Raw genomic sequence first — 23,243 nt, 5'->3', positions numbered from 1 at the left:
GCGTCAATCTACCCAGATCTCGACCCGGCGGTTCACACTCCGCCCCCAAGCACTGTCGTCACAGGCCATCGGCATCGCCTCGCCAAAGGCGTCGATCTGCATCTCGACACGGGACAGATCGAAGGCCTCAAGCTGCGCCAAGACCTGATCCCGCACGGCACGCGCGCGGCGTTCGGACAATTTTCGGTTCTGCTCTGCAGCGCCTTGCCCGTCTGAAAATCCAATGAAAGACAAGCGCTTACCGTCAAAATGCCCGCTCTCCAAAGCCTCGGCCAGCAAGGCCACGTTCGACCGCGAGGGCGCATCCAAAAGGGTGGAACCGCCTTCAAAACGGAAGCTGATCGACAGACGCTCGGACCCGGTCAGGGTGGTGATCATGCGCTGAAGTTCGTCCAAGGCGACCTCTTCCCCGCCTGCGGTGATCGCATTGGCCATCCGATCCCCCTGCGCACGCAGCGGTTGGCGGGTCAGCGCCTGGTCCACAAAACCCGCGCGGCGGGTCACGAACTGCGCACTGTCAGTCCGCAGATAGGACAGGAACTCGCGCCCGATCTGGGGCAGTCGGCGTTCCGGCAGATACAGGAACATCGGCATGGTCAGAGGATAATCTTCGGACTTGATCGACGCGCGCGAGGCATGGACCGAGAAGCCGCAACGGCCTGACAACTCGACCACTTCACCGCTGCCGCGCTGGGTATAAGTCGTCATCGCAATGCCATACGGATCACGCGCAATCGCGTCGGCAAGGGTGCGGCTGGTCGGATGGATCACCACGCGGTCAGACAGGGTGACGCCCTGCGCTGCGATGACATCTTGCATGAAAACGGGGCCGAAGCCTTCTTCCACATCCATCATATAGGGCGTGATTGGCGCGTCCTCGCCCCCCAGCTGGGACCAGTTGGTGATCTTGCCCGCATAGATCGCTGCCAGTTGCGAGATCGAGATCCGCGTCACCGGATTACCCGGCGCAACGATGGGCACCAACGCATCCAGAGCCGCCACCCGGCTTTGCCGCGCCATCCGCAGATCGCCAAGGCCCGCATCCCGCGCAAGCGTCCGTTCGCGGGTCGTCGCTTGTCGCATCGACAGAACCATATCGGCCTGCTGGCTCAGCAGATCGGCAAAGCCTTCCGAGCTGGTGGTCAGCTTGATGGTAAAGCGCGCAACCTCTTGCCCGCTGCCGCCCTCCAGAAGCGTATAAAGCGTGCCTACCCCCTGTATCTCTTCACGTTTCAGGGCGTAACCGTTGCGAAGGGCGAAGCCCTCGACCAGTGCGGGGAACAGGACGGCACCCATGTTGTGGGCCCCCGAAATCGTCAGTTCGGCCACAAACGGCCCAAGGCTGGGACAGCCCGGCCCCTCGCAGCTAACGCCCGAGCTGTCGACGGTCAGGATGCCGAACTCGGTATCGACGCGATAGAACTCGCCATCGAAGGTCAGAAGATAGCCGGTCAGCTCGATTGATCCATCGCGCGAGGTCAGGGTGACGTCCTGCGCGCGGGCCGCAAAACTGCTGATCAGCGTAACCGCGCAGATTGCACCCAGAAGGCGCACAAGGATATCAGGTAGAATTCGAGTCACACGGGGACCATAGATATTTCCGCGCCCAGCACCAGTGCCTCTGTTTGTGATCTTCGATTTTCCAAGACCCGGCGTGGCCGATCTGACAACGCGCCGCGCGCTAGTGAGAGGGAAGAGACGCAACCGCGTCCACGATATCCGGCGCGATCAATGCCGCGCCCGCCGGGCTAAGGTGATCGTCATCCAGATAAAGGATATTTTTGCCATCGGCGTTCGTACATCTTGACGTCAAGAAATTGCAGAACCGCGTATGCACGGGCGCAATCGTGATGTTTTCTGACCCGGCATCAAGTGCTGAAAACATGGACAGCAGAGCATTCGTCCGCGCGGCATAGGCCGCATAAGGCGTCGACAGCGACTGATCATCGCTGCCCTCGAAATACATGCGCTTCGCGATCAGCTCGGGCACGCTCCACCCGGCTTCGGGGATCGGTTCGACCAACACCAGATTGAAGCGCGCGGCCAAATCTTCCAGCTTGGAGCGCAGAAGATCAAGTTGCCCCTCATGCGATGCGCCCGTCAAATCGCGGACATCCATGCGGATGCCGTGCTCAACCCCGCCCTCGCCATTGCTGAAACGCGTTCCGTGCAGATAGGCGGGGAACCGGGCGACCAGAACCAGCGTGTCGATGCCGATCTCTTCGGCATAGGTCAGGATGGCGCCAACGAACTCGGCGCATTTATGCGCGGTGGATTTGTGCACGCGCTCCATTTCAGGCAGCGGAATGCAGCCGCCATACGAGCCGACATACACGTTGCGTCCGCTTGCGTTCAGGGCCGCGACCACCGGGTTCGAGATCGCGGCGACATGACTGTCCCCCAGCAACAGCACCGTGTCGGTGGCGTTCGGAACAGTGTGAAAGCAGGCCGGTTTGGGCACAACCCATGGCAGCCTTTCATCAAAATGGCAGGTGCGTGCGATCTGGTCGGTATTCATGGTCAAAACCGCGCGCGCATGGGCCGGGAACCGATCAGGCAGCCCCTTATTTATATGCCCCCACGCGCCGATCCCAGCGATCAAAACAAGCCCGGCGATGCTGATCGCAAAGACGCCGGACTGCGTTTTCAGCCGCGTTTTCGGCCCCGCACGGAAGGGCTGTTCCACGAAACGCCAACTGAAGGCAGCCAAAATCAGCGACAGCACGGCGAGCCCCAGCATCAGGGCAAGGCTGGGCTCGGTTAGGCTTCGGATACGGGCGAAGGCGAACATGGGTTGGTGCCACAGATAAGCGCTGTAGCTGATCAGCCCGATCCCCACGATGGGTTTCATCGATAGAAGGGCGGCGACCCGCGTGCCTTGCTGTCCGAACAGGATGATCAGAAGCACGCCGATGACGGGTAGCAATGTATAGAGGCTGGGGAACGGGGTCGTGTCGTCAAACAGAAAGACCGCCACCCCAATCGCCAGAAGGCCCAACGCGGCGGCAACGTCATTGCCGGGCAGGGTGCGCCGGTGCAGGGCGAAGGCGCAGAAGGAACCGGCCAACAGCTCCCACACGCGGCCGGGGGCGAGGAAGAAATTGGCGGCGGGATGGTCGCGCCAGCCCCATTCCGCAAGGCCAAGGCTGACCACTGCGATCATGGCAAGGATCCAGATCACCGCCCGCCTGCCAAGTTTCCACAGCGCGAACAGCAAGACGGGGAAGATCACATAGAACTGCTCTTCAATGGCCAAGCTCCATGTATGAAGCAGCGGTTTCAGGTCGGCGCCGGCCTCGAAATACCCGCTTTCCATCCAGAACAGGAAGTTCGACGAAAACAGACTGACCGCCATAAGGCTTTGGGCATAGTCGCGCAGCTGCGTGGGCAGCATCCACAGGATTGCGAAGGGGATCGTGCAGGCCACCACGAAGAACAGCGCGGGCAGGATACGCCGGGCGCGGCGTTCATAGAACCTCAGAAGGCTGAAACGCCCGCGCACGATGTCTTCGATCAGGATCGAGGTGATCAGGTAGCCGCTGATGACGAAAAAGACGTCGACGCCGACAAAGCCACCTTCAAACAGGCCAATGCCCGCATGGAACAAAATGACCGGTAAAACGGCAACCGCACGCAAGCCATCAATCTCTGGCCGATAAATCATAAATCAACAAAATCCTGTCAAATACCGCTTAACGATAGGTCAGCTATCGGCGGTCCTGCAAGAAATTGTTGTTATCAGGGTGTTGCCGCGCCGCTGGGCGGCGCGGCGGTATCAGACCAGCCTGCCGTGGCAGTGCTTGAACTTTTTGCCCGATCCACAGGGGCAGGGGTCGTTGCGCGACGGGTTACCCCAGGTGGTGGGATCGTTTTCGTCAAAGCCCTCGGCTGCGTTTTCATTTGGCGCAGCGGCCGCAGCTGCTTGCGCCGCCGCCTGCTGCTGTTGGATCATCTGCTGCATCATCGCCTGCTGCTCTTCTTCCGTCATCGGGCGGATCTGAGACAGCTTCTTGGTCACGTCCGAGCGCAGACCGTCCAGAAGGCTTTCAAACAGCTGGAAGGCTTCGTTTTTGTATTCGTTCAGCGGATCGCGCTGCGCATAGCCACGGAACCCAACGACCGAACGCAGGTGGTCCAGCGTCAGCAGGTGCTCACGCCATTTCGAATCGATTGTCTGCAGGATCAGCTGCTTTTCGATCGTGCGCATGGTCTCGGGGCCGAAATCAGCGGCTTTCTTGGCCATGAATGCGTCCGAGGCATCATACAGACGCTCGCGGATCGAATCGTCATCCACACCTTCCTCGGCGGCCCAATCAACAACCGGCTCTTCAAAGCCCAGATGTTCGATCACCGCAGCCTGCAGACCTTGGGTGTCCCACTGATCGGCATAGGATTTCGGCGGCATGTACTGATCGACCAGATCGTCGATCACCTGATGGCGCATGTCGCCTGCGATCTCGGACAGATCCTCGGCTTCCATGATCTCCAAACGCTGACCAAAGATCGCCTTACGCTGATCGTTCATCACGTCGTCGAATTTCAGAAGCTGCTTACGAATGTCGAAGTTGCGGCCTTCAACCTTGGCTTGGGCGCGCTCCAGCGACTTGTTCACCCACGGGTGCACAATGGCTTCGCCTTCCTGCATGCCAAGGGTCGACAGAACCTTTTCCAGACGCTCGGAGCCGAAGATACGCATCAGATCATCGTCCAACGACAGGAAGAAAGCCGAGCGGCCCGGGTCACCCTGACGGCCCGAACGGCCGCGCAGCTGGTTGTCGATCCGGCGGCTTTCGTGACGTTCGGTGGCCAGAACGAACAGGCCGCCTGCATCTTTCACCGCTTGTTCATCCGCCTCATGGGCTTCTTCGATCTGCGCGCGCAGGGCTTCGTGATCGCCATCGGGGTTCGCCTCGATCGCTTCCATGATCTTAAACTCGACATTGCCGCCCAGCTTAATATCGGTGCCGCGACCGGCCATGTTGGTGGCGATGGTGACCGCGCCCAGCTTGCCGGCGTCAGCCACGATCTGCGCCTCGCGCTCGTGCTGGCGGGCGTTCAGAACGTCGTGCTTAATTTTGGCATCGGTCAGCAACTGCGACAGCTGTTCCGATTTCTCGATCGAGGTCGTACCGACCAGAACTGGCTGGCCTTTCTCGTTTGCCTCGCGGATTTCCTTGACGATAGCGTCGAATTTCTCGCGCTCGGTGCGATAGACGGCGTCATGTTCATCGATACGGGCAATCGGGCGGTTGGTCGGCACTTCGACCACACCAAGGCCATAGATTTCCGCAAATTCCTCGGCTTCGGTCAGAGCCGTCCCTGTCATACCGCCCAGCGTGCCATAGAGGCGGAAATAGTTCTGGAACGTGACCGAGGCCAGCGTGACGTTTTCCGGCTGGGTCTTGCAGCCTTCCTTGGCTTCAATCGCTTGGTGCAGACCTTCCGACAGACGACGACCGGCCATCATACGGCCCGTAAACTCGTCGATCAGCACCACTTCACCATCACGAACGATATAGTCCTTGTCACGGGTGAACAGCTTGTGGGCGCGCAGGCCCTGGTTCACATGGTGCACGATGGTGGTGCTTTCTGGATCATACAGCGACTGACCCTCGGGCAGCAGACCACGGGCGTGCAGAAGTTCCTCGAGGAACTCGTTGCCTTCCTCGGTGAAGGTGGCGCCACGGGCTTTCTCGTCGATGGTATAGTGCTCTTCCGTCAGCTCGGGGATCAGCGCGTCCACGGTGACATACAGTTCCGAGCGGTCTTCGGACGGGCCCGAGATGATCAGCGGCGTCCGCGCTTCGTCGATCAGGATCGAGTCAACCTCGTCCACAATCGCGAAATTATGGCCGCGCTGGGACATATCCTTCAGCTCAGACTTCATGTTGTCGCGAAGATAGTCAAAGCCCAGCTCGTTGTTGGTGGCATAGGTGACGTCGCAGGCATAGGCCTGACGCTTTTCGTCATCGGCCTGATGCGGGTAGACAACTCCGGTGGTCATGCCCAGCGCGGCGTAAACCTTGCCCATCCATTCGGCGTCACGCTTGGCCAGATAGTCGTTCACGGTGACGATGTGCACACCCTTGCCGGACAGCGCGTTCAGATAGGCCGGGAAGGTCGCCACAAGGGTTTTGCCTTCACCGGTCTTCATCTCGGCGATGTTGCCTTGGTGCAGGAAGATCCCGCCCATCAACTGCGTATCAAAGGCCCGCAGACCCAGCGCACGTTTGGCGGCTTCGCGACAGTTGGCAAAGGCCTCGGGCAGGATCGCGTCCAGCTTTTCGCCATCCGCCACACGTTGCTTCAATTCTTCGGTCTTGGCGACGATGCCGTCATCCGTCAGGGCGGCGAATTCGTCCTCAAGCGCGTTGATCTTTTCGACAATGGGTCGCGTGGCTTTGATCTTGCGATCATTCGGTGTGCCAAAGACTTTACGCGCGATTTTTCCAAGCATGTTTTTTTGCCTCAATGCGGTTTAACGCTGGTTTGACCAGAGGAAACTTGCCCGTCCCGATCCAGCCACCTATCTAAGTGCTCAAGAACCCACGCTCTTAAGCCCTTAGCGATGTAAGCGTCGGGTGGAAAACTGTCAATGTTGCCGGGGATTCCGGCCTGTTTTGAAGGATATTTTCATGATTTATCGCCACGCGGCCGCCTTTGGCTTCGCCCTTTCGCTGACTTTGGGTGCGCCTGCCTTTGCGCAAGAAACCGCAACCGAAGATGCCATGCCCAAGGTCGAGGTTCAGGCCGACACCGTTCTGGCGACTGTAAACGGTGAAAATATCACCGTGGCACACGTCATCGCCGCCCGTCAGGGTCTGGCGCAGCAATACCAACAGTTGCCCGATGACGTGCTGTTCCCCGGTCTGGTCGAGCAGCTGATCCAGCAGACCGTACTGGGTCAGGCCGCAGACGAAATCAGCCGTCGGAACGAGATCATTCTGGAAAACACCCGCCGTGAAATGGCCGCCGCCCAGCAGGTTGACGCCATTGTCGCCGAGGCCGTGACCGAAGACGCTCTGCAGGCCGCCTATGACGCGCAATATGCCGATGCCGAGCCCACCAAAGAGTTCAGCGCCGCGCATATTCTGGTGGCCACCGAAGATGAAGCGAAAGATCTGATCACCAAGCTAGACGGCGGTGCCGACTTTGCCGAACTGGCGAAAGAGTTCTCGACCGGTCCGTCGGGTCCCGGCGGCGGGGATCTGGGCTGGTTTGGTCCCGGCATGATGGTGAAGCCGTTCGAAGACGCGGTCTTTGTGCTTGAGGTCGGCGCGGTGTCCGCCCCCGTCCAAACCCAGTTCGGCTGGCACGTGGTCAAACTGAACGACACCCGCATGGTTGGTGCGCCGGAACTAGACGAAGTTCGCGCCGAACTGGCCGCCCAGATCGAGGCGGATGCCGTCGATGTGGCCCTTCAGGCACTGCTGGATGGTGCAACAATTGAACGCACAGCGCTGGAAGGGATCGACCCCGCCGTCTCGCGTGATATGACACTGTTGGACAACTGATCTTTAGGGGACAAAGATGGGCAAGACGGCGAAAATCAAAAAGCTGAAAAAGAAGGTATCCAAGCTGAAGGCCAAGCTGGCCGCGGCGCGGGACCACACGCATGAGGTTTCGCCGCTTGCGCCCGCAAGTTTCCCTGACCTGCCGGTGATTGCCGGGGCCAAGTTCTCGGCTGTGAAGGCGGGTGTGAAATACAAAGATCGGCTGGATGTGATGCTGGCCGAGCTTCAGCCGGGCACCGCGATTGCAGGTGTATTCACCAAGTCTGCAACGCGGTCTGCGCCGGTCTTGGACTGTCAGGCGAAACTGGGCGGGGCCTCGGACCAAGGCGCGGCTTTTCTGGTCAACGCGGGCAACTCGAATGCCTTCACCGGTGCCACTGGGGACGGGTCGGTTGCGGCCATTACCGGGGCTGTGGCCAGCGCGCTGGACGTGCCGCAAGACCGCGTTTTCACCGCCTCGACCGGCGTGATTGGCGAACCGCTGCCCCATGACCGCATCACTGCCAAAATCGACGAGCTGAAGGGGCTTCTGACCCCCGATGCGATGCAAGACGCCGCCCAAGCGATCCGCACCACAGACACCTTCCCCAAAGGCGCCAAGGCTGAGGTGAAGATCGGTGACCGGATCGTGCATATTGCAGGGATCGCCAAAGGCTCGGGCATGATTGCGCCGGATATGGCGACGATGCTGGTGTTCATCTTCACCGACGCCAAGATTGCTCAGGGCGACCTGCAAGCGATGCTGTCGGACCTGAACGAGGACAGCTTCAACGCGATCACCGTGGACAGCGACACCTCGACCTCAGACACGCTGCTTCTGGCGGCGACGGGGGCGTCGGGCGTCGAGGTCAACCAAGACAACGCCGCCTTCCGCGCCGCCCTGAACGGCGTGATGCTGGATCTGGCGCATCAGGTCGTGCGTGACGGCGAAGGCGCCACGAAATTTGTCGAGGTCCGTGTGACCGGTGCGAAATCGAACGCAGACGCCAAAGTGCATGCCCTTGCCATCGCCAACTCGCCCTTGGTGAAAACCGCAGTCGCGGGTGAAGATCCCAACTGGGGCCGCGTCGTGGCGGCGATCGGCAAGTCCGGCGCCTATGCCGACCGCGATCTTCTGTCGATCCGGTTCGGAGACATTCTGGTCGCGGAAAAAGGCTGGGTGTCGCCCGCCTATCGCGAAGAAGACGGCGCAGAATACATGAAGCAGGACGACCTGCTGATCGACGTCGATCTGGGTGTGGGCGAGGGCACAGCCACCGTCTGGACCTGCGATCTGACCCACGCCTATATCCAAATCAACGCGGATTATCGCTCGTGAAAACCATCCTTGTTTCTGCTGTCGCCCTGATCGATCCGGACGGGCGGATCCTGCTGGCCCAACGGCCCGAGGGGAAGTCCATGGCGGGCCTGTGGGAGTTTCCGGGCGGCAAGGTCGAACAGGGTGAAACGCCCGAAGCCGCCTTGGTCCGTGAATTGCACGAGGAACTGGGGATCGAGACGTGGAATTCCTGCCTCGCCCCCTTGTCCTTCGCCAGCCACAGCTATGATGACTTCCATCTGCTGATGCCGCTTTTCGCCTGTCGCAAGTGGAACGGCACGCCGACCCCGCGTGAGGGGCAGGTCCTGAAATGGGCGCGGGTGAACCAGCTGCGCGACTTCCCGATGCCGCCCGCTGACATTCCGCTGATCCCGGTGCTGCGCGAACTCCTGTAAACGGCTAACCTGCTGCAAGACATACAAAAAGGGGACGGAAAACCGTCCCCTTTTCTTATTCATCAATCGGCGTTGCGATTAGTCCAGCGTACGCTCGACCTCTTCTCGTTCGAAGATCTCGATCACGTCATTCGGACGGATGTCGTCGTAGTTTTCGAACGCCATACCGCATTCCTGACCGGACAGAACCTCTTTCACTTCGTCTTTGAAGCGCTTCAGGGTCTTCAGCGTGCCTTCGTGGATCACCACGTTGTCGCGCAGCAGGCGGACGCCTGCCGAACGGCGGGCAACGCCTTCGGTGACCAGACAACCGGCAACCTTGCCAACGCCCGACACTTTGAAGACTTCGCGGATCTCGGCGTAGCCGATGAAGTTCTCGCGTACCTCTGCCGACAGCAGACCCGAGGCCGCCGCTTTCACGTCATCCACAAGATCATAGATGACCGAGTAGTAGCGGATCTCGACGCCCTTTTGGTTGGCCGAGTTGCGGGCCGAGGCGTTTGCACGGACGTTGAAGCCGATAACCGGTGCGCCCGAGGCTTCCGCCAGACCCACATCGGTTTCGGTGATCGCGCCCACACCATAGTGCAGCACGCGCACGCGAACCTCTTCGTTGCCGATCTTTTCCATCGCCTGAACGATAGCTTCGGCAGAACCCTGCACGTCGGCTTTGACCAGGATGGGCAGCTCGGCCACATCCTTGTCGGCCTTCGCCTTCGCCATCATCTGTTCCAGCGTGGTCGCAGCACCGGCAGCGGCACGTTTGTCCTTGGCGGCTTGCTCGCGATATTCAGCGATCTCGCGGGCTTGCGCTTCGGTATCCACTACGTTCAGAACGTCACCCGCTTCGGGCGTGCCATTCAGACCCAGAACCTCGACCGGAACCGAGGGGCCAGCTTCTTTCACGCGGTCGCCGTGGTCGTTGACCAGCGCACGAACCTTACCCCACTGCTCGCCCACGACGAAGATATCGCCCTGTTTCAGCGTGCCGTTCTGAACCAGAACGGTGGCAACCGGACCACGGCCCACATCAAGCTGGGCTTCGATCACAGCGCCCGAGGCCGCACGGCTCGGGTTGGCTTTCAGTTCCAGAATTTCCGACTGAAGCGCGATGGCTTCCAGCAGTTCATCCAGACCAGCACCGGTGATGGCGGACACTTCAACATCCTGCACGTCACCCGACATCTTTTCGACGATCACTTCATGCTGAAGCAGCTCGGCGCGGACCTGATCGGGGTTCGCAGTCGGCTTGTCGCATTTGTTGATCGCAACGATCATCGGAACACCCGCCGCTTTCGCGTGGTTGATGGCTTCGATGGTCTGCGGCATGACGCTGTCGTCAGCAGCCACAACCAGAACAACGATATCCGTCACCTGCGCACCACGTGCACGCATCGAGGTAAACGCGGCGTGGCCGGGCGTATCCAGGAAGCTCAGCGTTGCGCCACTGTCGGTTTTCACCTGATAGGCGCCGATGTGCTGCGTGATGCCGCCAGCTTCGCCGGCGGTTACCTTCGCATCGCGGATCGCGTCCAGAAGCGAGGTTTTACCGTGGTCAACGTGGCCCATGATCGTGATGATCGGGGCGCGATCTTCCAGGTCTTCCTCTTTGTCCTCGACGGTGTCGATCACGTCCTCAACGTCGGCGTCGGAAACGCGAACGATGTTGTGGCCGAACTCTTCGATGATCAGTTCTGCGGTATCGGCATCGATGGCTTGGTTCTGCGTCACCATCATGCCCATTTTCATGAGCGATTTTACGACGTCAGCAACACGTTCGGCCATACGGTTGGCCAGTTCCGACACGACGATGGCCTCGGGGACCTGAACGTCGCGGATAACCTTTTCCCGCTCGACATTCTCACCCATAGCTTTCTGTCGTGCACGTTCCTGCTTACGGCGCATCGAGGCAACCGAGCGCTGACGGCCATCGCCACCACGCATCGCCTGGTTCACGGTCAGCTTGCCCGAACGGCGACCATCGTCGCGGCCCTTGCCACGGTTCTGGCGGTCATTGGCACCGCCACGATCGTCTTTCTTTCGCGGAGCCGACGACGGTTTGCCGGTGCCACGCTGTTCAGCCGCCTGAGCCGCTGCCGGATCCGCTGCCGGAGCAGGAGCCGCTTTTGCACGGGTCTTGGCTTCTTCAGCTTCGCGTTTCTTGCGGGCTTCTTCTTCGGCCTTGGCTTTCAGCGCTTCTTCACGCTCGCGCTCGGCGCGTTCCTTGGCTTCGGCTTCTTCGCGACGACGCTTACGCTCTTCCTCGCGGGCCTTTTCTTCGGCTGCACGCTTTTCGGCTTCCTCGGCTTCACGCGCCTTGGCTGCCTGAAGCGCCTTCATGCGGCGTTCCATTTCGGCATCCGAAATGCCAGCGGGACGCTTGCGCGGATCCCCACCTGCGGGCGTCTTGCCCGAACCACCAGCTGCCGCACCCGGCTTGGGCACGACAACGCGCTTGCGTTTCGTTTCGACCACGACGTTCTTGGTGCGCCCGTGGCTGAAGCTTTGCTTCACCTGGCCGGGGCGGCTTCCGCGCAGGCCAAGGGTCTTTTTGCCGTCATTATCGCTCATCTGGTCTTCGTACCTTTCCGGCGAGCCTTCCCGCCGTCGTTGTCTTGCACAACACGCATCGCTGTCAGTTTCTGGGCTTCCTCTACAACACGAGAGGCCAAACCGCCAGACGATAGCGCGCCATGTATCACATTTTCACGTCCAAACGCCAAACCCAGCTCGTCGCCGGTCAGACATTCGATAAACCGTCCCTCCTCTCGGGGCGGTCTGAGTTTTGACTTTCCGCGCTCGGACCCGTCCGAGGCTTGGATCAGGACATAGGCCTGATCTTTCATCAGCCAGTCTTTAACTTTCTCATACCCAGCGACCGCTTGACCCGCTTTGCGCGCCATCGCGATCAGATGCGTCACCCGATCCGCGTAGCTACGCTCGAGCAGATCGAGCAACCCGTCTGGCACGGTGACCTGCTTGCGCGCAGCACGCGAAAACAGGCCTTTCTTAATCGCCGTGGCAATCGCCGCACGGTTGGCAGCGACATAGATCCCACGACCCGGCAGCTTGCCCAACAGGTCAGGCACCACCATGTCATCCGGCCCCACCACAAAACGGATCAACCCGGCCTTTGGCTGGGTTTCACCGGTTGCGATGCAGCGCCGTTCGGGCTCTTCCGGCCGCTTTTTATGTCCACCACGCGTCATGCGTTGCCCTCTGAGGCCCGAGGATCAGGCCTCGGCTCCTTCTTCAGCGGCTTCAGCTTCTTCTTCACCTTCAGCAGCTTCGGCTTCCAGTTCAGCAGGATCGACCCAACCCAGAATGATGCGGGCAGTCATGACCATGTCCTGAGCTTCTTCCAGCGTGATGCCGAATTTCTCAAGCGAACCGTCATCCTTGATGCGCTCGCCATCCACGGTGGTCCAGCCGCCAGCCAGTTCCCAGTCAGCACAGGTTGCGAAGTCTTCCAGCGATTTCACGCCGTCTTCGGCCAAAGCTTCGACCATCTGAGCGGTCAGTCCTTCGAACGCGATCAGGCTGTCTTCGACACCCATCGCACGGGCATTTTCCAGCGCTTTGGCGGCCTGAGCTTCCAGATATTCGCGGGCGCGGGTCTGCAGTTCTTGCGCGGTGCCTTCGTCAACACCGTCGATGACCAGCAGTTCGTCCAGTTCGACATAGGCGACTTCTTCCAGGTTGGTGAAGCCTTCCGAGACCAATAGCTGGGCAAAGAACTCGTCCAGATCAAGGGTCTCCATGAACAAAGCGGTGCGCACAGCGAATTCTTTCTGGCGACGTTCGCTTTCTTCGGCCTCGGTCAGGATGTCGATGTCCAGGTTGGTCAATTGCGACGCCAGACGCACGTTCTGACCGCGGCGGCCAATGGCCAGCGACAGCTGTTCGTCGGGGACAACCACTTCGATCTTGCCGGCTTCTTCGTCCAGAACAACCTTCGACACTTCAGCAGGCTGAAGGGCGTTTACAAGGAAGGTCGGCTGATCTTCGTTCCACGGAATGATGTCGATCTTCTCGCCCTGAAGCTCGTTCACAACGGCCTGCACGCGCGAACCACGCATACCAACACAGGCACCAACCGGGTCGATCGAACCGTCATACGAGATCACGGCAATCTTCGCGCGCGAACCGGGGTCACGGGCCACAGCTTTGATCTCGATGATGCCGTCATAGATTTCCGGAACTTCCATCTTGAACAGCTCGGCCATGAATTCCGGAGCGGTACGCGACAGGAAGATCTGCGGGCCACGGGCTTCGCGGCGCACATCTTTGATGTAGCAGCGGATACGGTCGTTCGGGCGATAGCTTTCGCGGCCGATCTTTTCGTTGCGGCGCAGGATAGCTTCGCCAGCACCCACGTCCACGATGACGTTGCCGTATTCTTCGCGCTTAACCTGACCGTTGATGATGGTGCCGGCACGATCTTTGAACTCTTCGTACTGACGATCACGTTCAGCTTCACGCACCTTCTGCAGGATCACCTGCTTGGCGGACTGGGCGGCGATACGGCCCATTTCGACCGGCGGCACTTCCTCGCTGTACACGTCGCCCACTTCGGGGTTTTCCATGTACTGCTTGGCCTGCTCGACGGTGAACTCGGCCTGATAGTTCTCCAGCTCGTCATCGGCGACAACGGTGCGCACGCGGGTGAAGGTGGCGCGGCCGGTCTTGCGGTCGATGGACACGCGAATGTCCATTTCCGCGCCGTAGCGCGACTTGGCTGCACGGGCCAGGCTTTCTTCCATCGCTTCGATGACCAGCGCGGGGTCGATCATCTTTTCGCGGGCGACGGCCTCGGCGGTTTGCAGAAGCTCAAGCTGGTTAGCAGAGGTAATTGCCATTCTCAGTCCTCCTCGGAACCGGTGATTTCTTGAATTTCATCAAATTGGGCTTCGTCGATCTGGCCCGCATCCTTGCGCTGACGCAGCGCCTCGCGGATCAGTTCGTCGGTCAGAACCAGCTTGGCATCGGCCAGCCAGTCAAAGTCGAGGCCAATGGTGACCTCTTCGCCGTGGTTCTCAATCTCGATCAGAACCTCGTTTCCTTCAACGCCTGCAAGGGTGCCCTTGAAGCGCTTGCGCCCGTCGATCATCTCGGACGTTTCGATTTTGGCAACATAGCCCGACCACGCGTCGAAATCTTTCAGACGGGTCATGGGGCGGTCGATGCCGGGCGAGCCAACTTCAAGCGTATAGTTGTCTTCAATCGGGTCTTCGACATCCAAGATCGCGCTGATCGCGGTCGAAATCTGGGCGCAATCATCCACTTCGATCCCGCCTTCGGGACGTTCGGCCATGATCTGCAGCGTGGGCGTATTGCCGCCCATCAGACGCAGACGCACCAATTCGAACCCCATGTCTTCGATCACGGGGCTGACAATTTCAGCCAGACGACGGTCAATCGCGGATTTCGCAACAAGGTTGCTCACACGTATCTCCAAAACAAAAAAACGGGCCAGCGGGCCCGTCGGATTTTCCGGTGGAGCTTTGGGGGTGGAGGCCAAAGCACCGCTGTTGAAAAGGCATATAGGGGAAAGCGCCTGAGTCTGCAAGCCTTACGCGCTTGGCTTCTTTGCGATCAGGAAAAGCGCCGTGATTTTGCCGGTGGGGCGCCAGTCTTCGATGATCTCGAACCTGATGATCGGGTGCTTTCAAATACCCAGCTACCTGTGGGGCGCAGGGCGGGGTTTATCAGGTGCCTTTTCAACCCGATTGACCTGTGAAAGTATCCAGCCAAGCCAACGCCAGTATTCAGGCGCAGCGCATCCAGTTAATTAGGAGTTCGGAATGCCAATTGAGAAGATGTCGGCAGACACTGTTTTCAAGAGACTGTTAGCCAACAAAAACAGGGTCTATCCGTCCGAGGCACGCGGCGCCGAACGTCTGTCACCCTATGCGCAACCGCATTTCGCGGGGGACTCGTCGCTGGATAAGGATGCAGCAATCTTTGCATCCGGCTCGTGCTTTGCCCGAAATGTCGAAAAATCGCTGAAGTTCATCGGTGCGAACGTCATTTCCAGCCCTACCAATATCCCGACACCCAAGGCTGTCACGCAGGTGTCGCAGCTGTTCAACAAATACACCGTCCACTCGATTCTGAACGAACTCCGGTGGGCACTTGGGGACGAAAAGCCGGACTTTGAAAAGCTTCTGGTCGAAGACAAAAAGACCGGGCTTTACTATGATCTTCAGGTGTCGGCCTCTGCGCAGCTTTCGGGGCCGCTTGACGAAATGTTGGCGTTCAGGTCTGGCTTCAACGCCAGCTTTGCCCGCGCCAGCGAGGCCGACCTGGTTATCATCACGCTGGGATTGGTCGAATGCTGGTATGACACCGAAAACGAGGTCTACCTGAACACAGCACCACCAAAGCCGCTGACGCTTCAATACCCCGGACGGTTCGAATTCCACCTGCTCGACTACAACGATGTCTACGCAGCGCTGGAAGAAATCCACAGCTTGCTTTCGTCGCGCAGCACCCCTGCGCCCAAAATGCTGTTCACTGTTTCCCCGGTCGGTCTTGCGTCGACATTCCGGTCGGATGACGTGCTGGTCGCCAATTGCTATTCCAAATCCGTTCAACGCGCCGCAGTCGAGGCGTTTGTCGCCAATCACGAGGCGACCTACTTCCCCAGCTACGAATATGTCACGCTGACTGATCGCAAGTTCGCCTGGGGCAATCGGGATTTCCGCCATGTCCGGCAGGAAACCGTCGACCGTATCATGGCGGATGTGCTTCTGGCCTATTTCGGACCTTCCCCCGAGCAAGAGCTTTTGTATCTCAGGGGCCACGCCACAGCGCGTTTTGACAATCGCGAATACGAGAAGGTCATCGACATGATCGAAGCCAAACAGCCAGACTTTGACGACAACGCTGAAATCATGTGGCTCTACGCGCGGTCTCTGCGCTCGGCCGGGCGCCAGCAGGACGCTTTGGACGTCTTCCAAAAGGTCATGGGCATGGATGCGGGTATCTCGAAAGCTGCTGGGCGAACCGCGATCAATCTGGCCAGACTGATAAAATCGGATGACCTTGTTCCACAGTTGATCGAGCAACATGTCGCAAAATTCCCGACCGAACAGGAATGGGCCGAGACGTTGAAAAGCAACGCAAAATAAGTTGGGGCTAAACCCCCAACGCCTCGCGCTTGATTGCCAGCTTCTCCATCGTGGTCACCAGCTCGTCCGCGATGCCGCGTTCTGACAGGGCGTGGCCGGCCAGATGGATCATCCGCAGATCGGACGCGGGCCAGCGGCGGTGCAGTTCCCACGACATTTTCGGCGGGCAGATCATGTCGTGGCGGCCCTGCACAATCGTGCCGGGGATATGCGCGATCCGTTCCATGTCACGCAGGATCTTGCCGTCTTCATCCAGAAACGCCCCGTGCCGGAAGTAATGGTTTTCCAGCCGGGCAAAGGCGCGGGCATATTCCGCCGGGCTGTCAATCGTCACGCCCATATTGTGGATCGAGGCGAGTGCGTTTTCCCACCCCGTCCAAGCGCGGGCGAAGCGGGCTTCCTCGGCATAATTGCCAGAAAACAGACGCCGGTGATAGGCGGTGATCATGTCGTGGCGCTCGGCCTCGGGGATCAGGGTCTCGAAACGGTCCCACAGCTCGGGCCAGAAGCGCCCAGCGCCACCGCCATAGAACCAGTCAAGCTCGGACTTCGTGGCAAGGAACACGCCGCGCAGAACCAAATGCGCCACGCGAGACGGGTGCGCCTGTGCATAAATCAAAGCCAGCGTCGCGCCCCAGCTTCCGCCAAACACGATCCAGCGATCAATCCCCAACAGGGTGCGGATCTGTTCAATGTCGCGCACAAGATGCCACGTCGTGTTATGGTCGATGCTCGCATGCGGGCGCGACCGGCCACAGCCGCGCTGGTCGAACAGGATGATGTGATAGAGCCGTGGATTGAAAAACCGGCGCATCGCGGGCGAGGATCCACCCCCCGGACCGCCATGCAGAACCACAACCGGAATGCCGTCTGGATTGCCCGATTGTTCCACATAGATCTTGTGGCCGTCGCCCACATCCACCATATGCCGATCAAACGGGTCGATCGGAGGATACAACCTTGCGGCTGCGCTGTTTTTTCCTGCGGCCTTATCCATGAGACCTCTATATAATGCCCACGACGCGCCCGCCATCAGAAAGAAGGTATCCGATGACTGCCGATAACCAGACCACCGTCGATCCCGCCGAAGTCGCCAAATTCGAGGCGATGGCCGCCGAATGGTGGGACCCCACGGGCAAGTTCAAACCGCTTCACATGATGAACCCGGTGCGTCTGGATTATATCACAAACCAGATCGCTGCTGAATTTGGCCGCGATCTGAACGATGTCGAGCCGTTCAAAGGGCTGCGCCTGCTGGATATCGGCTGTGGTGGTGGGTTGCTGTCAGAACCGATGGCACGTCTGGGTGCCACAGTGATTGGTGCGGATGCGGCGCCGCGTAACATTCCGGTCGCACAGCTCCATGCCGAGCAGATGGGTCTGGACATCGACTACCGCAATTGCACTGCCGAAAGCCTTGCGGACGCGGGCGAGCAGTTCGACGTGGTTCTGAACATGGAAGTGGTCGAGCACGTGGCCGACCCGCTGGCCTATCTGACCGCGTGCCAACAACTGTTGAAGCCCGGCGGGTTGATGGTCGCGTCCACGATCAACCGCAATCCGAAAAGCTATATGGTTGCCATCATCGGTGCCGAGCATGTGATGCGCTGGTTGCCCAAAGGCACCCATGAATGGTCGAAATTCATAACGCCGGACGAGCTGGCCGACCTGATCGCTGCCGCAGGTCTGAATGTGGTGGATCGCATGGGCATGGTCTTCAATCCGATCGCGTGGAGCTGGTCGCTGTCGGCACGAGATCTTTCGGTGAACTACGCGATGACCTCGGTTAAGCCGAAATAGACTCTATTCCGTGGGCCGATAGGCAGAAATCGTCGTTTCCGCCAAAGCAAATCCGGCGCGACGATAGAGCCGCCCAGCATCACTGTCGGCATTTGCGACGATCACCGGAAGCGCCTCTGGCGCACGAGATGTGGCCCAATCCAGACAGGCACATAATAGCGCCGCGCAAATGCCTTGCCGCCGGTGGTCCTTGTGGGTCTGGACCGACTGATACCGGATCAGGTTTTGGTCGTGGAATACCCCCATATCGCCGACCAACGTATCGCCCTTGAACGCCCCAAACCATTGCCCCAGTCCTCGCGCAATCAACGCCCGCCGCGTGGCGCTGTGCCCGGCCAAATACGTGTCTAATCCAGCCTCAGGTAGCCCATCTTCGATGTGATGCACCTTGGCAATCGCCTCGGACTGGTGCCAATCGCTTGGCGCTTGAAACGGGCGAATGGTGACGCCCGCAGGCGCCGCGCTGCGTCGAAGCGGGCCGGTCAGGGTCAGAACATCCGCCTCTTCGACCATCAAGCCGGTCCCATCAAACATCGCCGCGATCTGCGCGCGGTCCAGCCCCGGAATGTCCCAGCTGATGCAGATATGACGTGCCTCGGGAAGGTCGGCGTGAAAGTGATCGAGATGCGCCTTGGCGCCGTCCAGCACGGTGCGGAAAATCACCCGATTGCCAAACCAGAAATTCGGCTCGTCCGGCGTGATCTGCACGAAGCGATTGGGGTGGGTGTCCAGCCTGTACTGGCCCGTTTGCACCAACAGGTCCGTGGTGAACTCAAGCGCGTTCATTCAACATCGCTAAGGATCTTACGCATCTCACGAAGAACCGGCAGCACGTTGCGCACGTTCTCGGCCCCGATCTGGCGCACCATGTTCGAGATGATGGGCGTGATCGCTGCCAGCGCCGCATCCCGCGCGGCCTTACCGGCAGGCGAAATCGTGACGAATTTGCGTCGCGCATCGTCCCAGTCGGGCCGGATATGCACATGCCCCGCCCATTCCAGCTTGTTCAGCGTGTTGGTCATCGCGCCGCGCGTGACATGGAACGACTTGGCCAGCTGTGCGGGGCTTTTCTCTTCCCCAACACGGGCCAAGTGATTCAGCACGGAAAAATGGCTTAGCTCCATACCCTTGGGCAGCGCTTTCGACAGACGGTTGCGCGCCAGCTGGTCGGCCATGAACATTTCGCTGAACAAAGCGACAGACAGGGTTTCGGCAGAGCTTTCGGACATCAGGGGCCTTTGAATTCTCGATCATGCGTCAGGGATGGGACGCGTTGGCGCGACCTTCCCACGTCTGCAAGGTCAAGATCAACCATTGTGATGCCCGGTGCGACACCAGCGTCGGCCAAAACCTCGCCCCAGGGCGAGACGACCAGCGAATGTCCGTATGTGGACCGCTTCGACCCGTGTTGTCCGCACATGGCGGGCGCCAGAATGAAGACGCCGTTTTCAATCGCGCGGGCACGCAGCAGGCTTTCCCAATGGGCCGCCCCTGTGACCGGTGAAAACGCGGCAGGCACGGTGATGATCTGTGCACCTGCCTTGGCCAAGGCGCGATACAAATGCGGAAAGCGCATGTCGTAGCAGACGGTCATGCCAATCGGGCAAAACTCGGTCTGGGCCACAACGGCGCGATCGCCGGGACGATAGCCCGCGCTTTCACGATAGCTTTCCGTCTCGTCGATCTGCACATCGAACATGTGGATCTTGTCATAGCGCGCAACGATGTCCCCAAGCGGAGAGATCATGAAAGACCGATTGGCAAAGCGCCCGTCCGGATCGTCGGTTTTCAGCGCAAGCGATCCGATCAACAGCCAGATGCCCAGCGCGTGCGCCTCGTATCGCAAGGCGGCGAGGGTGGGGTCATCCTGTTCGTGGTGCAGAACGTCTTGTTGGTGGCGGCGACTGGTCGAGATGATGTTCGACACTTCGGGCGTCAAAACGAACTCGGCCCCGTCTTGCGCCGCTTTTCGCACCATGTCGCGCAGTGGTCCAAGGTTCGCGGCCGGATCATCCCCGGCCGTAAACTGGATCAGCGCGACGCGCACGGGTCAGCCCGCCAGCAGCGGATCAAGCTTCCCGCTGCGTTCAAGGTCATACAGATCATCGCACCCGCCCACATGGATATCGCCGACAAAGATCTGCGGCACAGTATGGCGGCCATTGGCGCGCGACATCATTTCCTGTTTGCGCTCAGGCTTCATCAGCACGTTGATTTCTTCAAATTCAACGTTCTTGCTGTTCAAAAGGCGCTTGGCGGCGTGGCAAAACCCGCAAAGCGGCGAGGAATAGATGGTGACAGGCTGCATCAGAGGCTCCGTACGGGGGTTCTGTTGATAGGTTTACAGCCAGTTAGGCATCACGCGCAACGCGCGCAAGGGATAGCACCTTCACAGATGCGGCACCGGCACGAATTGCCGCATGCGCCGCCGCATGAAATGTCGCGCCCGAGGTCATGACGTCGTCCAACAAAAGGACATCTCGTCCCTGCAAAGCTGCGCCGTGCTTGGGGTGTGGCGCAATCGCGTTGTCCATATTCTCGAACCGATCCTCTGCGCTCATCCCGTCATGCATGGCGGTGCGACGCGGGCGGATCAGGGATTGTGGTGCATGCTCCAACCCGGTTTCGCGCGCCAAGGTTCGCGACAGCTCGGCCGATTGGTTATAGCGCCGCTTCAACCGCCGGGTCCAATGGATGGGTATGGGCACGATCAGCAGGTCATCGTGCAGAATATCCGCCGCCGCGCGGGCCAGCCACGGGGCGAAACTGCGGGCAAGCTCGGGCCGGTCTCCGTGTTTCAAGGCCAGGATCATCCGGCGGGCATTGCCGCGATAGAGCAGGGCGGATCGGCCCCGCGTCCACGGACGCTGCCGCGTCATGCAGGCGTCGCAATGCACGATGCTGCCATCATCTTCACCGGGCAACGGCTCGCCACACAGATCGCAAGACAGCCCGCTGATAAAAGGCGTATCCCGCCAGCAGTCCGGGCACAGCGCAAAGTCGGTATCCGTCGGCGCATCGCAACTGACGCATTGCGGCGGATAGATCAGATGCAGCGCTGATTGCATTTTCGCCCTTTCCAACTATGGTCCGCCGTCATGAGACTGCCTGACGACACACCGCCCAAGCTGACCAACCGCGCCCAACTGGCGCAGAACCGCCGCCGCGCGACGGCGGATGGCATGTTCCTGCAGGAATTGGCCGCGGATGAGGTAAAGGATCGCCTGACAGAGGTTAACAGAACGTTTACCAAGCCTGCGATTGTCACTGGTTTCCCGGATGTGTGGGCCGAAAGCTTCCCCGACGCGGTGATTGTCCCGGATGACGACATCCTGTCACTGGAACCGGGCGCGCATGATCTGGTGATCCATGGACTTTCGCTGCATTGGGCCAACGACCCGGTGGGGCAGATCATCCAATCCCGCCGAGCGTTGATCAATGACGGGCTGTTCATGGGGGTGATGTTTGGCGGGCAAACCCTGTCCGAGCTCCGCGCCATTTTGTCCGAGGTCGAGGTCGCCCACACCGGCGGCCTGTCCCCCCGCGTCGTCCCGATGGGCGAGATCCGCGACCTTGGCGCGCTGCTTCAGCGTTCGGGCCTTGCGCTGCCCGTCGCGGACAGCGCTGTGCGGCAAGTGACCTACGCGGACAGCTACGCATTGATGCGCGACCTGAAAGCGATGGGAGAGCGAAATGCGCTGGATCAGAGACTAATTTCGCCCCTAAACCGCGCCTTCTTTGACGATGTCAAAACCCGCTATGCCCAGCATTTCCCAGCAGGTGACAACCGCATCACCGCCAGCTTCGAGATGATCTTTCTGACCGGCTGGGCGCCCGATGAAAGCCAGCAAAAACCTCTGCGCCCCGGATCCGCCGCCGCCCGCCTGGCCGACGCCTTGGGTACGGACGAGACCAAATTGTCCAATTGACCTAAAGTTTATACCCGTTAAGTGATCTATGACGCGAACAAGGACGTAGCCATGATTATGAAAATGCCCACGGATCACCCCACACTCCCCGCCCGCAAAGTCGGCGTTCTGTTTGCCAACCTCGGCACGCCCGATGGATATGACTATTGGTCGATGCGCCGCTATCTGAACGAGTTCCTGTCGGACAAGCGCGTCATCGATTATCCCGCATGGAAATGGCAGCCCCTGCTGCAGACCATCATCCTGACCAAACGCCCGTTCTCCTCGGGCGAAGCGTATAAGTCGATTTGGAATGAAGATCTGGGCGAAAGCCCCTTGATGACGATCACCAAGGCGCAAGTGGGCAAGCTTCGCGCAGCGTTAGAGACTAAATATGGCGCAGAGGTCATGGTCGATTTCTGCATGCGCTATGGCAACCCCTCGACCAAATCGAAAGTGTCCGAAATGGTCGCGGCAGGCTGTGACCGCATCCTGTTCTTCCCGCTTTATCCGCAATATGCAGGCGCCACGATGGCCACCGCGAACGACCAGTTCTTCCGCGCGCTGATGGAGGAAACCTGGCAGCCCGCGTCCCGCACGATCGAACCCTATTTCGATGATCCCGCCTATATCGACGCTTTGGCGCAGTCGGTGGAAAAGGGCTATGCCTCGATGGATAGAAAGCCCGACCTTCTGGTTGTGTCCTATCACGGGATGCCGAAGCGATACTTGATGCAGGGCGACCCCTATCACTGCCAATGCCAGAAAAGCACTCGCCTGTTGAAAGAGCGTCTGGGTTGGGATGACGATGCGATCACCACGACCTTCCAGTCGGTGTTTGGCCCCGAAGAATGGCTGAAACCCTACACGGTCGAAGAAGTCGCGCGTCTGGCTGAAACCGGCAAAAAGAACATCGCGGTCATCGCGCCCGCGTTCTCGGCCGATTGCATCGAGACGCTGGAAGAAATTCAGGAAGAGATCCAAGAGGCCTTTGTCGAGGCCGGAGGCGAAAGCTTCACCTATATTCCCTGCCTGAATGACGACGACGCCCATATCGACGCGCTGATTGGCGTGGCCGAACGCAATCTGGGCGGCTGGTTAAGTTAAACCGCCTTAAATCCGCAAGAACCGCTGCTTCGCACTGGCCAATGCTTGTGCGTCGCAAAACTCGTGTC

At 59.7% G+C, this 23,243-nt stretch carries 20 protein-coding genes; 7 read left to right on the top strand and 13 right to left on the bottom strand.

Annotated features, from left to right (window positions below):
- Positions 1–3: 3 nt before the first annotated feature.
- The 3 genes from EOL43_RS02915 to secA form a co-directional block, all read right to left on the bottom strand.
- Positions 4–1,581, bottom strand: a complete 1,578-nt coding sequence (locus EOL43_RS02915) for a phosphate ABC transporter substrate-binding/OmpA family protein (RefSeq protein WP_240686436.1) — start codon at positions 1,579–1,581, stop codon at positions 4–6.
- A gap of 100 nt (positions 1,582–1,681) precedes the next feature.
- Positions 1,682–3,664 carry an acyltransferase family protein gene (locus EOL43_RS02910; protein WP_133485331.1) on the bottom strand — a complete coding sequence of 661 codons (1,983 nt, stop codon included), beginning with the start codon at positions 3,662–3,664 and terminating at the stop codon, positions 1,682–1,684.
- Between the two features lie 111 nt (positions 3,665–3,775).
- Entirely contained in the window at positions 3,776–6,457 is a 2,682-nt protein-coding gene (gene secA, locus EOL43_RS02905; protein ID WP_133485329.1) for a preprotein translocase subunit SecA, read from the bottom strand.
- Positions 6,458–6,635: 178 nt separating this feature from the next.
- Between secA and EOL43_RS02900 the strand changes: the two genes are divergently transcribed.
- The 3 genes from EOL43_RS02900 to mutT are packed head-to-tail and all read left to right on the top strand — an operon-like array spanning position 6,636 to position 9,227.
- Positions 6,636–7,514 carry a peptidylprolyl isomerase gene (locus tag EOL43_RS02900; protein ID WP_133485327.1) on the top strand — a complete coding sequence of 293 codons (879 nt, stop codon included), beginning with the start codon at positions 6,636–6,638 and terminating at the stop codon, positions 7,512–7,514.
- Between the two features lie 16 nt (positions 7,515–7,530).
- Entirely contained in the window at positions 7,531–8,832 is a 1,302-nt protein-coding gene (argJ, locus tag EOL43_RS02895) for a bifunctional glutamate N-acetyltransferase/amino-acid acetyltransferase ArgJ (RefSeq protein WP_133485325.1), read from the top strand.
- The gene (gene mutT / locus EOL43_RS02890) at positions 8,829–9,227 is read left to right on the top strand and encodes an 8-oxo-dGTP diphosphatase MutT (RefSeq protein ID WP_133485323.1); all 399 of its coding nucleotides are present in this window, start codon (positions 8,829–8,831) and stop codon (positions 9,225–9,227) included. The genes argJ and mutT overlap by 4 nt, the downstream gene beginning before the upstream one ends.
- A gap of 78 nt (positions 9,228–9,305) precedes the next feature.
- Here the strand turns inward: mutT and infB are convergent, their stop codons facing one another.
- From infB to rimP, 4 genes are read right to left on the bottom strand one after another with little or no spacing between them, the layout of a single operon-like run.
- The gene (infB, locus tag EOL43_RS02885; RefSeq protein WP_133485320.1) at positions 9,306–11,798 is read right to left on the bottom strand and encodes a translation initiation factor IF-2; all 2,493 of its coding nucleotides are present in this window, start codon (positions 11,796–11,798) and stop codon (positions 9,306–9,308) included.
- Positions 11,795–12,436 (bottom strand): RNA-binding protein, encoded by a 642-nt coding sequence (locus EOL43_RS02880; protein ID WP_133485318.1) that lies wholly within the window; start codon positions 12,434–12,436, stop codon positions 11,795–11,797. The genes infB and EOL43_RS02880 overlap by 4 nt, the downstream gene beginning before the upstream one ends.
- 24 nt (positions 12,437–12,460) lie before the next feature.
- On the bottom strand, positions 12,461–14,086 hold the full coding sequence (gene nusA / locus EOL43_RS02875) for a transcription termination factor NusA (protein WP_133485316.1): 1,626 nt from the start codon (positions 14,084–14,086) through the stop codon (positions 12,461–12,463).
- Positions 14,087–14,088: 2 nt separating this feature from the next.
- Positions 14,089–14,673 carry a ribosome maturation factor RimP gene (gene rimP, locus EOL43_RS02870; RefSeq protein WP_205669507.1) on the bottom strand — a complete coding sequence of 195 codons (585 nt, stop codon included), beginning with the start codon at positions 14,671–14,673 and terminating at the stop codon, positions 14,089–14,091.
- Positions 14,674–15,031: 358 nt separating this feature from the next.
- Between rimP and EOL43_RS02865 the strand changes: the two genes are divergently transcribed.
- Positions 15,032–16,360 (top strand): GSCFA domain-containing protein, encoded by a 1,329-nt coding sequence (locus EOL43_RS02865; protein WP_133485312.1) that lies wholly within the window; start codon positions 15,032–15,034, stop codon positions 16,358–16,360.
- Between the two features lie 7 nt (positions 16,361–16,367).
- Here EOL43_RS02865 and pip read toward each other — a convergent pair whose 3' ends face one another.
- Positions 16,368–17,357 carry a prolyl aminopeptidase gene (gene pip, locus EOL43_RS02860; protein WP_133485310.1) on the bottom strand — a complete coding sequence of 330 codons (990 nt, stop codon included), beginning with the start codon at positions 17,355–17,357 and terminating at the stop codon, positions 16,368–16,370.
- A 53-nt stretch (positions 17,358–17,410) separates the two neighbouring features.
- Between pip and ubiG the strand changes: the two genes are divergently transcribed.
- On the top strand, positions 17,411–18,160 hold the full coding sequence (gene ubiG / locus EOL43_RS02855) for a bifunctional 2-polyprenyl-6-hydroxyphenol methylase/3-demethylubiquinol 3-O-methyltransferase UbiG (RefSeq protein ID WP_133485308.1): 750 nt from the start codon (positions 17,411–17,413) through the stop codon (positions 18,158–18,160).
- Between the two features lie 3 nt (positions 18,161–18,163).
- Here the strand turns inward: ubiG and EOL43_RS02850 are convergent, their stop codons facing one another.
- The 5 genes from EOL43_RS02850 to EOL43_RS02830 are packed head-to-tail and all read right to left on the bottom strand — an operon-like array spanning position 18,164 to position 21,228.
- Positions 18,164–18,946, bottom strand: a complete 783-nt coding sequence (locus tag EOL43_RS02850; RefSeq protein WP_133485306.1) for a GNAT family N-acetyltransferase — start codon at positions 18,944–18,946, stop codon at positions 18,164–18,166.
- Positions 18,943–19,389 carry a MarR family winged helix-turn-helix transcriptional regulator gene (locus EOL43_RS02845; protein WP_133485304.1) on the bottom strand — a complete coding sequence of 149 codons (447 nt, stop codon included), beginning with the start codon at positions 19,387–19,389 and terminating at the stop codon, positions 18,943–18,945. The genes EOL43_RS02850 and EOL43_RS02845 overlap by 4 nt, the downstream gene beginning before the upstream one ends.
- Positions 19,389–20,207 carry a carbon-nitrogen hydrolase family protein gene (locus EOL43_RS02840; protein ID WP_133485302.1) on the bottom strand — a complete coding sequence of 273 codons (819 nt, stop codon included), beginning with the start codon at positions 20,205–20,207 and terminating at the stop codon, positions 19,389–19,391. The genes EOL43_RS02845 and EOL43_RS02840 overlap by 1 nt, the downstream gene beginning before the upstream one ends.
- 3 nt (positions 20,208–20,210) lie before the next feature.
- Positions 20,211–20,468, bottom strand: coding sequence for a glutaredoxin 3 (grxC, locus tag EOL43_RS02835; RefSeq protein WP_133485300.1), 258 nt, complete (start codon positions 20,466–20,468; stop codon positions 20,211–20,213).
- A gap of 43 nt (positions 20,469–20,511) precedes the next feature.
- On the bottom strand, positions 20,512–21,228 hold the full coding sequence (locus tag EOL43_RS02830; RefSeq protein WP_133485298.1) for a ComF family protein: 717 nt from the start codon (positions 21,226–21,228) through the stop codon (positions 20,512–20,514).
- Positions 21,229–21,258: 30 nt separating this feature from the next.
- On the opposite strand from EOL43_RS02830, the gene EOL43_RS02825 reads away from it, so the two are divergent.
- Positions 21,259–22,089, top strand: coding sequence for a methyltransferase domain-containing protein (locus EOL43_RS02825; RefSeq protein ID WP_133485296.1), 831 nt, complete (start codon positions 21,259–21,261; stop codon positions 22,087–22,089).
- Positions 22,090–22,140: 51 nt separating this feature from the next.
- Complete coding sequence (hemH, locus tag EOL43_RS02820; RefSeq protein WP_133485294.1) at positions 22,141–23,175, top strand: ferrochelatase; 1,035 nt, start codon at positions 22,141–22,143, stop codon at positions 23,173–23,175.
- Positions 23,176–23,243 lie beyond the last annotated feature (68 nt).

The sequence above is a fragment of the Aliiroseovarius marinus genome (genome assembly GCF_004360145.1).
GTDB classification, from domain to species: Bacteria; Pseudomonadota; Alphaproteobacteria; order Rhodobacterales; family Rhodobacteraceae; genus Aliiroseovarius; species Aliiroseovarius marinus.
Note: the sequence above shows the minus strand (reverse complement) of the source record. Positions and strands in the feature narration are given on the sequence as shown.

Bases quoted from the DNA above. Each gene is read 5' to 3' on its own strand.
- EOL43_RS02910 (WP_133485331.1), bottom strand. From the start codon at position 3,664: ATGATTTATCGGCCAGAGATTGATGGCTTGCGTGCGGTTGCCGTTTTA.
- secA (WP_133485329.1), bottom strand. From the start codon at position 6,457: ATGCTTGGAAAAATCGCGCGTAAAGTCTTTGGCACACCGAATGATCGC.
- EOL43_RS02900 (WP_133485327.1), top strand. From the start codon at position 6,636: ATGATTTATCGCCACGCGGCCGCCTTTGGCTTCGCCCTTTCGCTGACT.
- argJ (WP_133485325.1), top strand. From the start codon at position 7,531: ATGGGCAAGACGGCGAAAATCAAAAAGCTGAAAAAGAAGGTATCCAAG.
- infB (WP_133485320.1), bottom strand. From the start codon at position 11,798: ATGAGCGATAATGACGGCAAAAAGACCCTTGGCCTGCGCGGAAGCCGC.
- EOL43_RS02880 (WP_133485318.1), bottom strand. From the start codon at position 12,436: ATGACGCGTGGTGGACATAAAAAGCGGCCGGAAGAGCCCGAACGGCGC.
- nusA (WP_133485316.1), bottom strand. From the start codon at position 14,086: ATGGCAATTACCTCTGCTAACCAGCTTGAGCTTCTGCAAACCGCCGAG.
- EOL43_RS02865 (WP_133485312.1), top strand. From the start codon at position 15,032: ATGCCAATTGAGAAGATGTCGGCAGACACTGTTTTCAAGAGACTGTTA.
- pip (WP_133485310.1), bottom strand. From the start codon at position 17,357: ATGGATAAGGCCGCAGGAAAAAACAGCGCAGCCGCAAGGTTGTATCCT.
- ubiG (WP_133485308.1), top strand. From the start codon at position 17,411: ATGACTGCCGATAACCAGACCACCGTCGATCCCGCCGAAGTCGCCAAA.
- EOL43_RS02850 (WP_133485306.1), bottom strand. From the start codon at position 18,946: ATGAACGCGCTTGAGTTCACCACGGACCTGTTGGTGCAAACGGGCCAG.
- EOL43_RS02845 (WP_133485304.1), bottom strand. From the start codon at position 19,389: ATGTCCGAAAGCTCTGCCGAAACCCTGTCTGTCGCTTTGTTCAGCGAA.
- grxC (WP_133485300.1), bottom strand. From the start codon at position 20,468: ATGCAGCCTGTCACCATCTATTCCTCGCCGCTTTGCGGGTTTTGCCAC.
- EOL43_RS02830 (WP_133485298.1), bottom strand. From the start codon at position 21,228: ATGCAATCAGCGCTGCATCTGATCTATCCGCCGCAATGCGTCAGTTGC.
- EOL43_RS02825 (WP_133485296.1), top strand. From the start codon at position 21,259: ATGAGACTGCCTGACGACACACCGCCCAAGCTGACCAACCGCGCCCAA.
- hemH (WP_133485294.1), top strand. From the start codon at position 22,141: ATGATTATGAAAATGCCCACGGATCACCCCACACTCCCCGCCCGCAAA.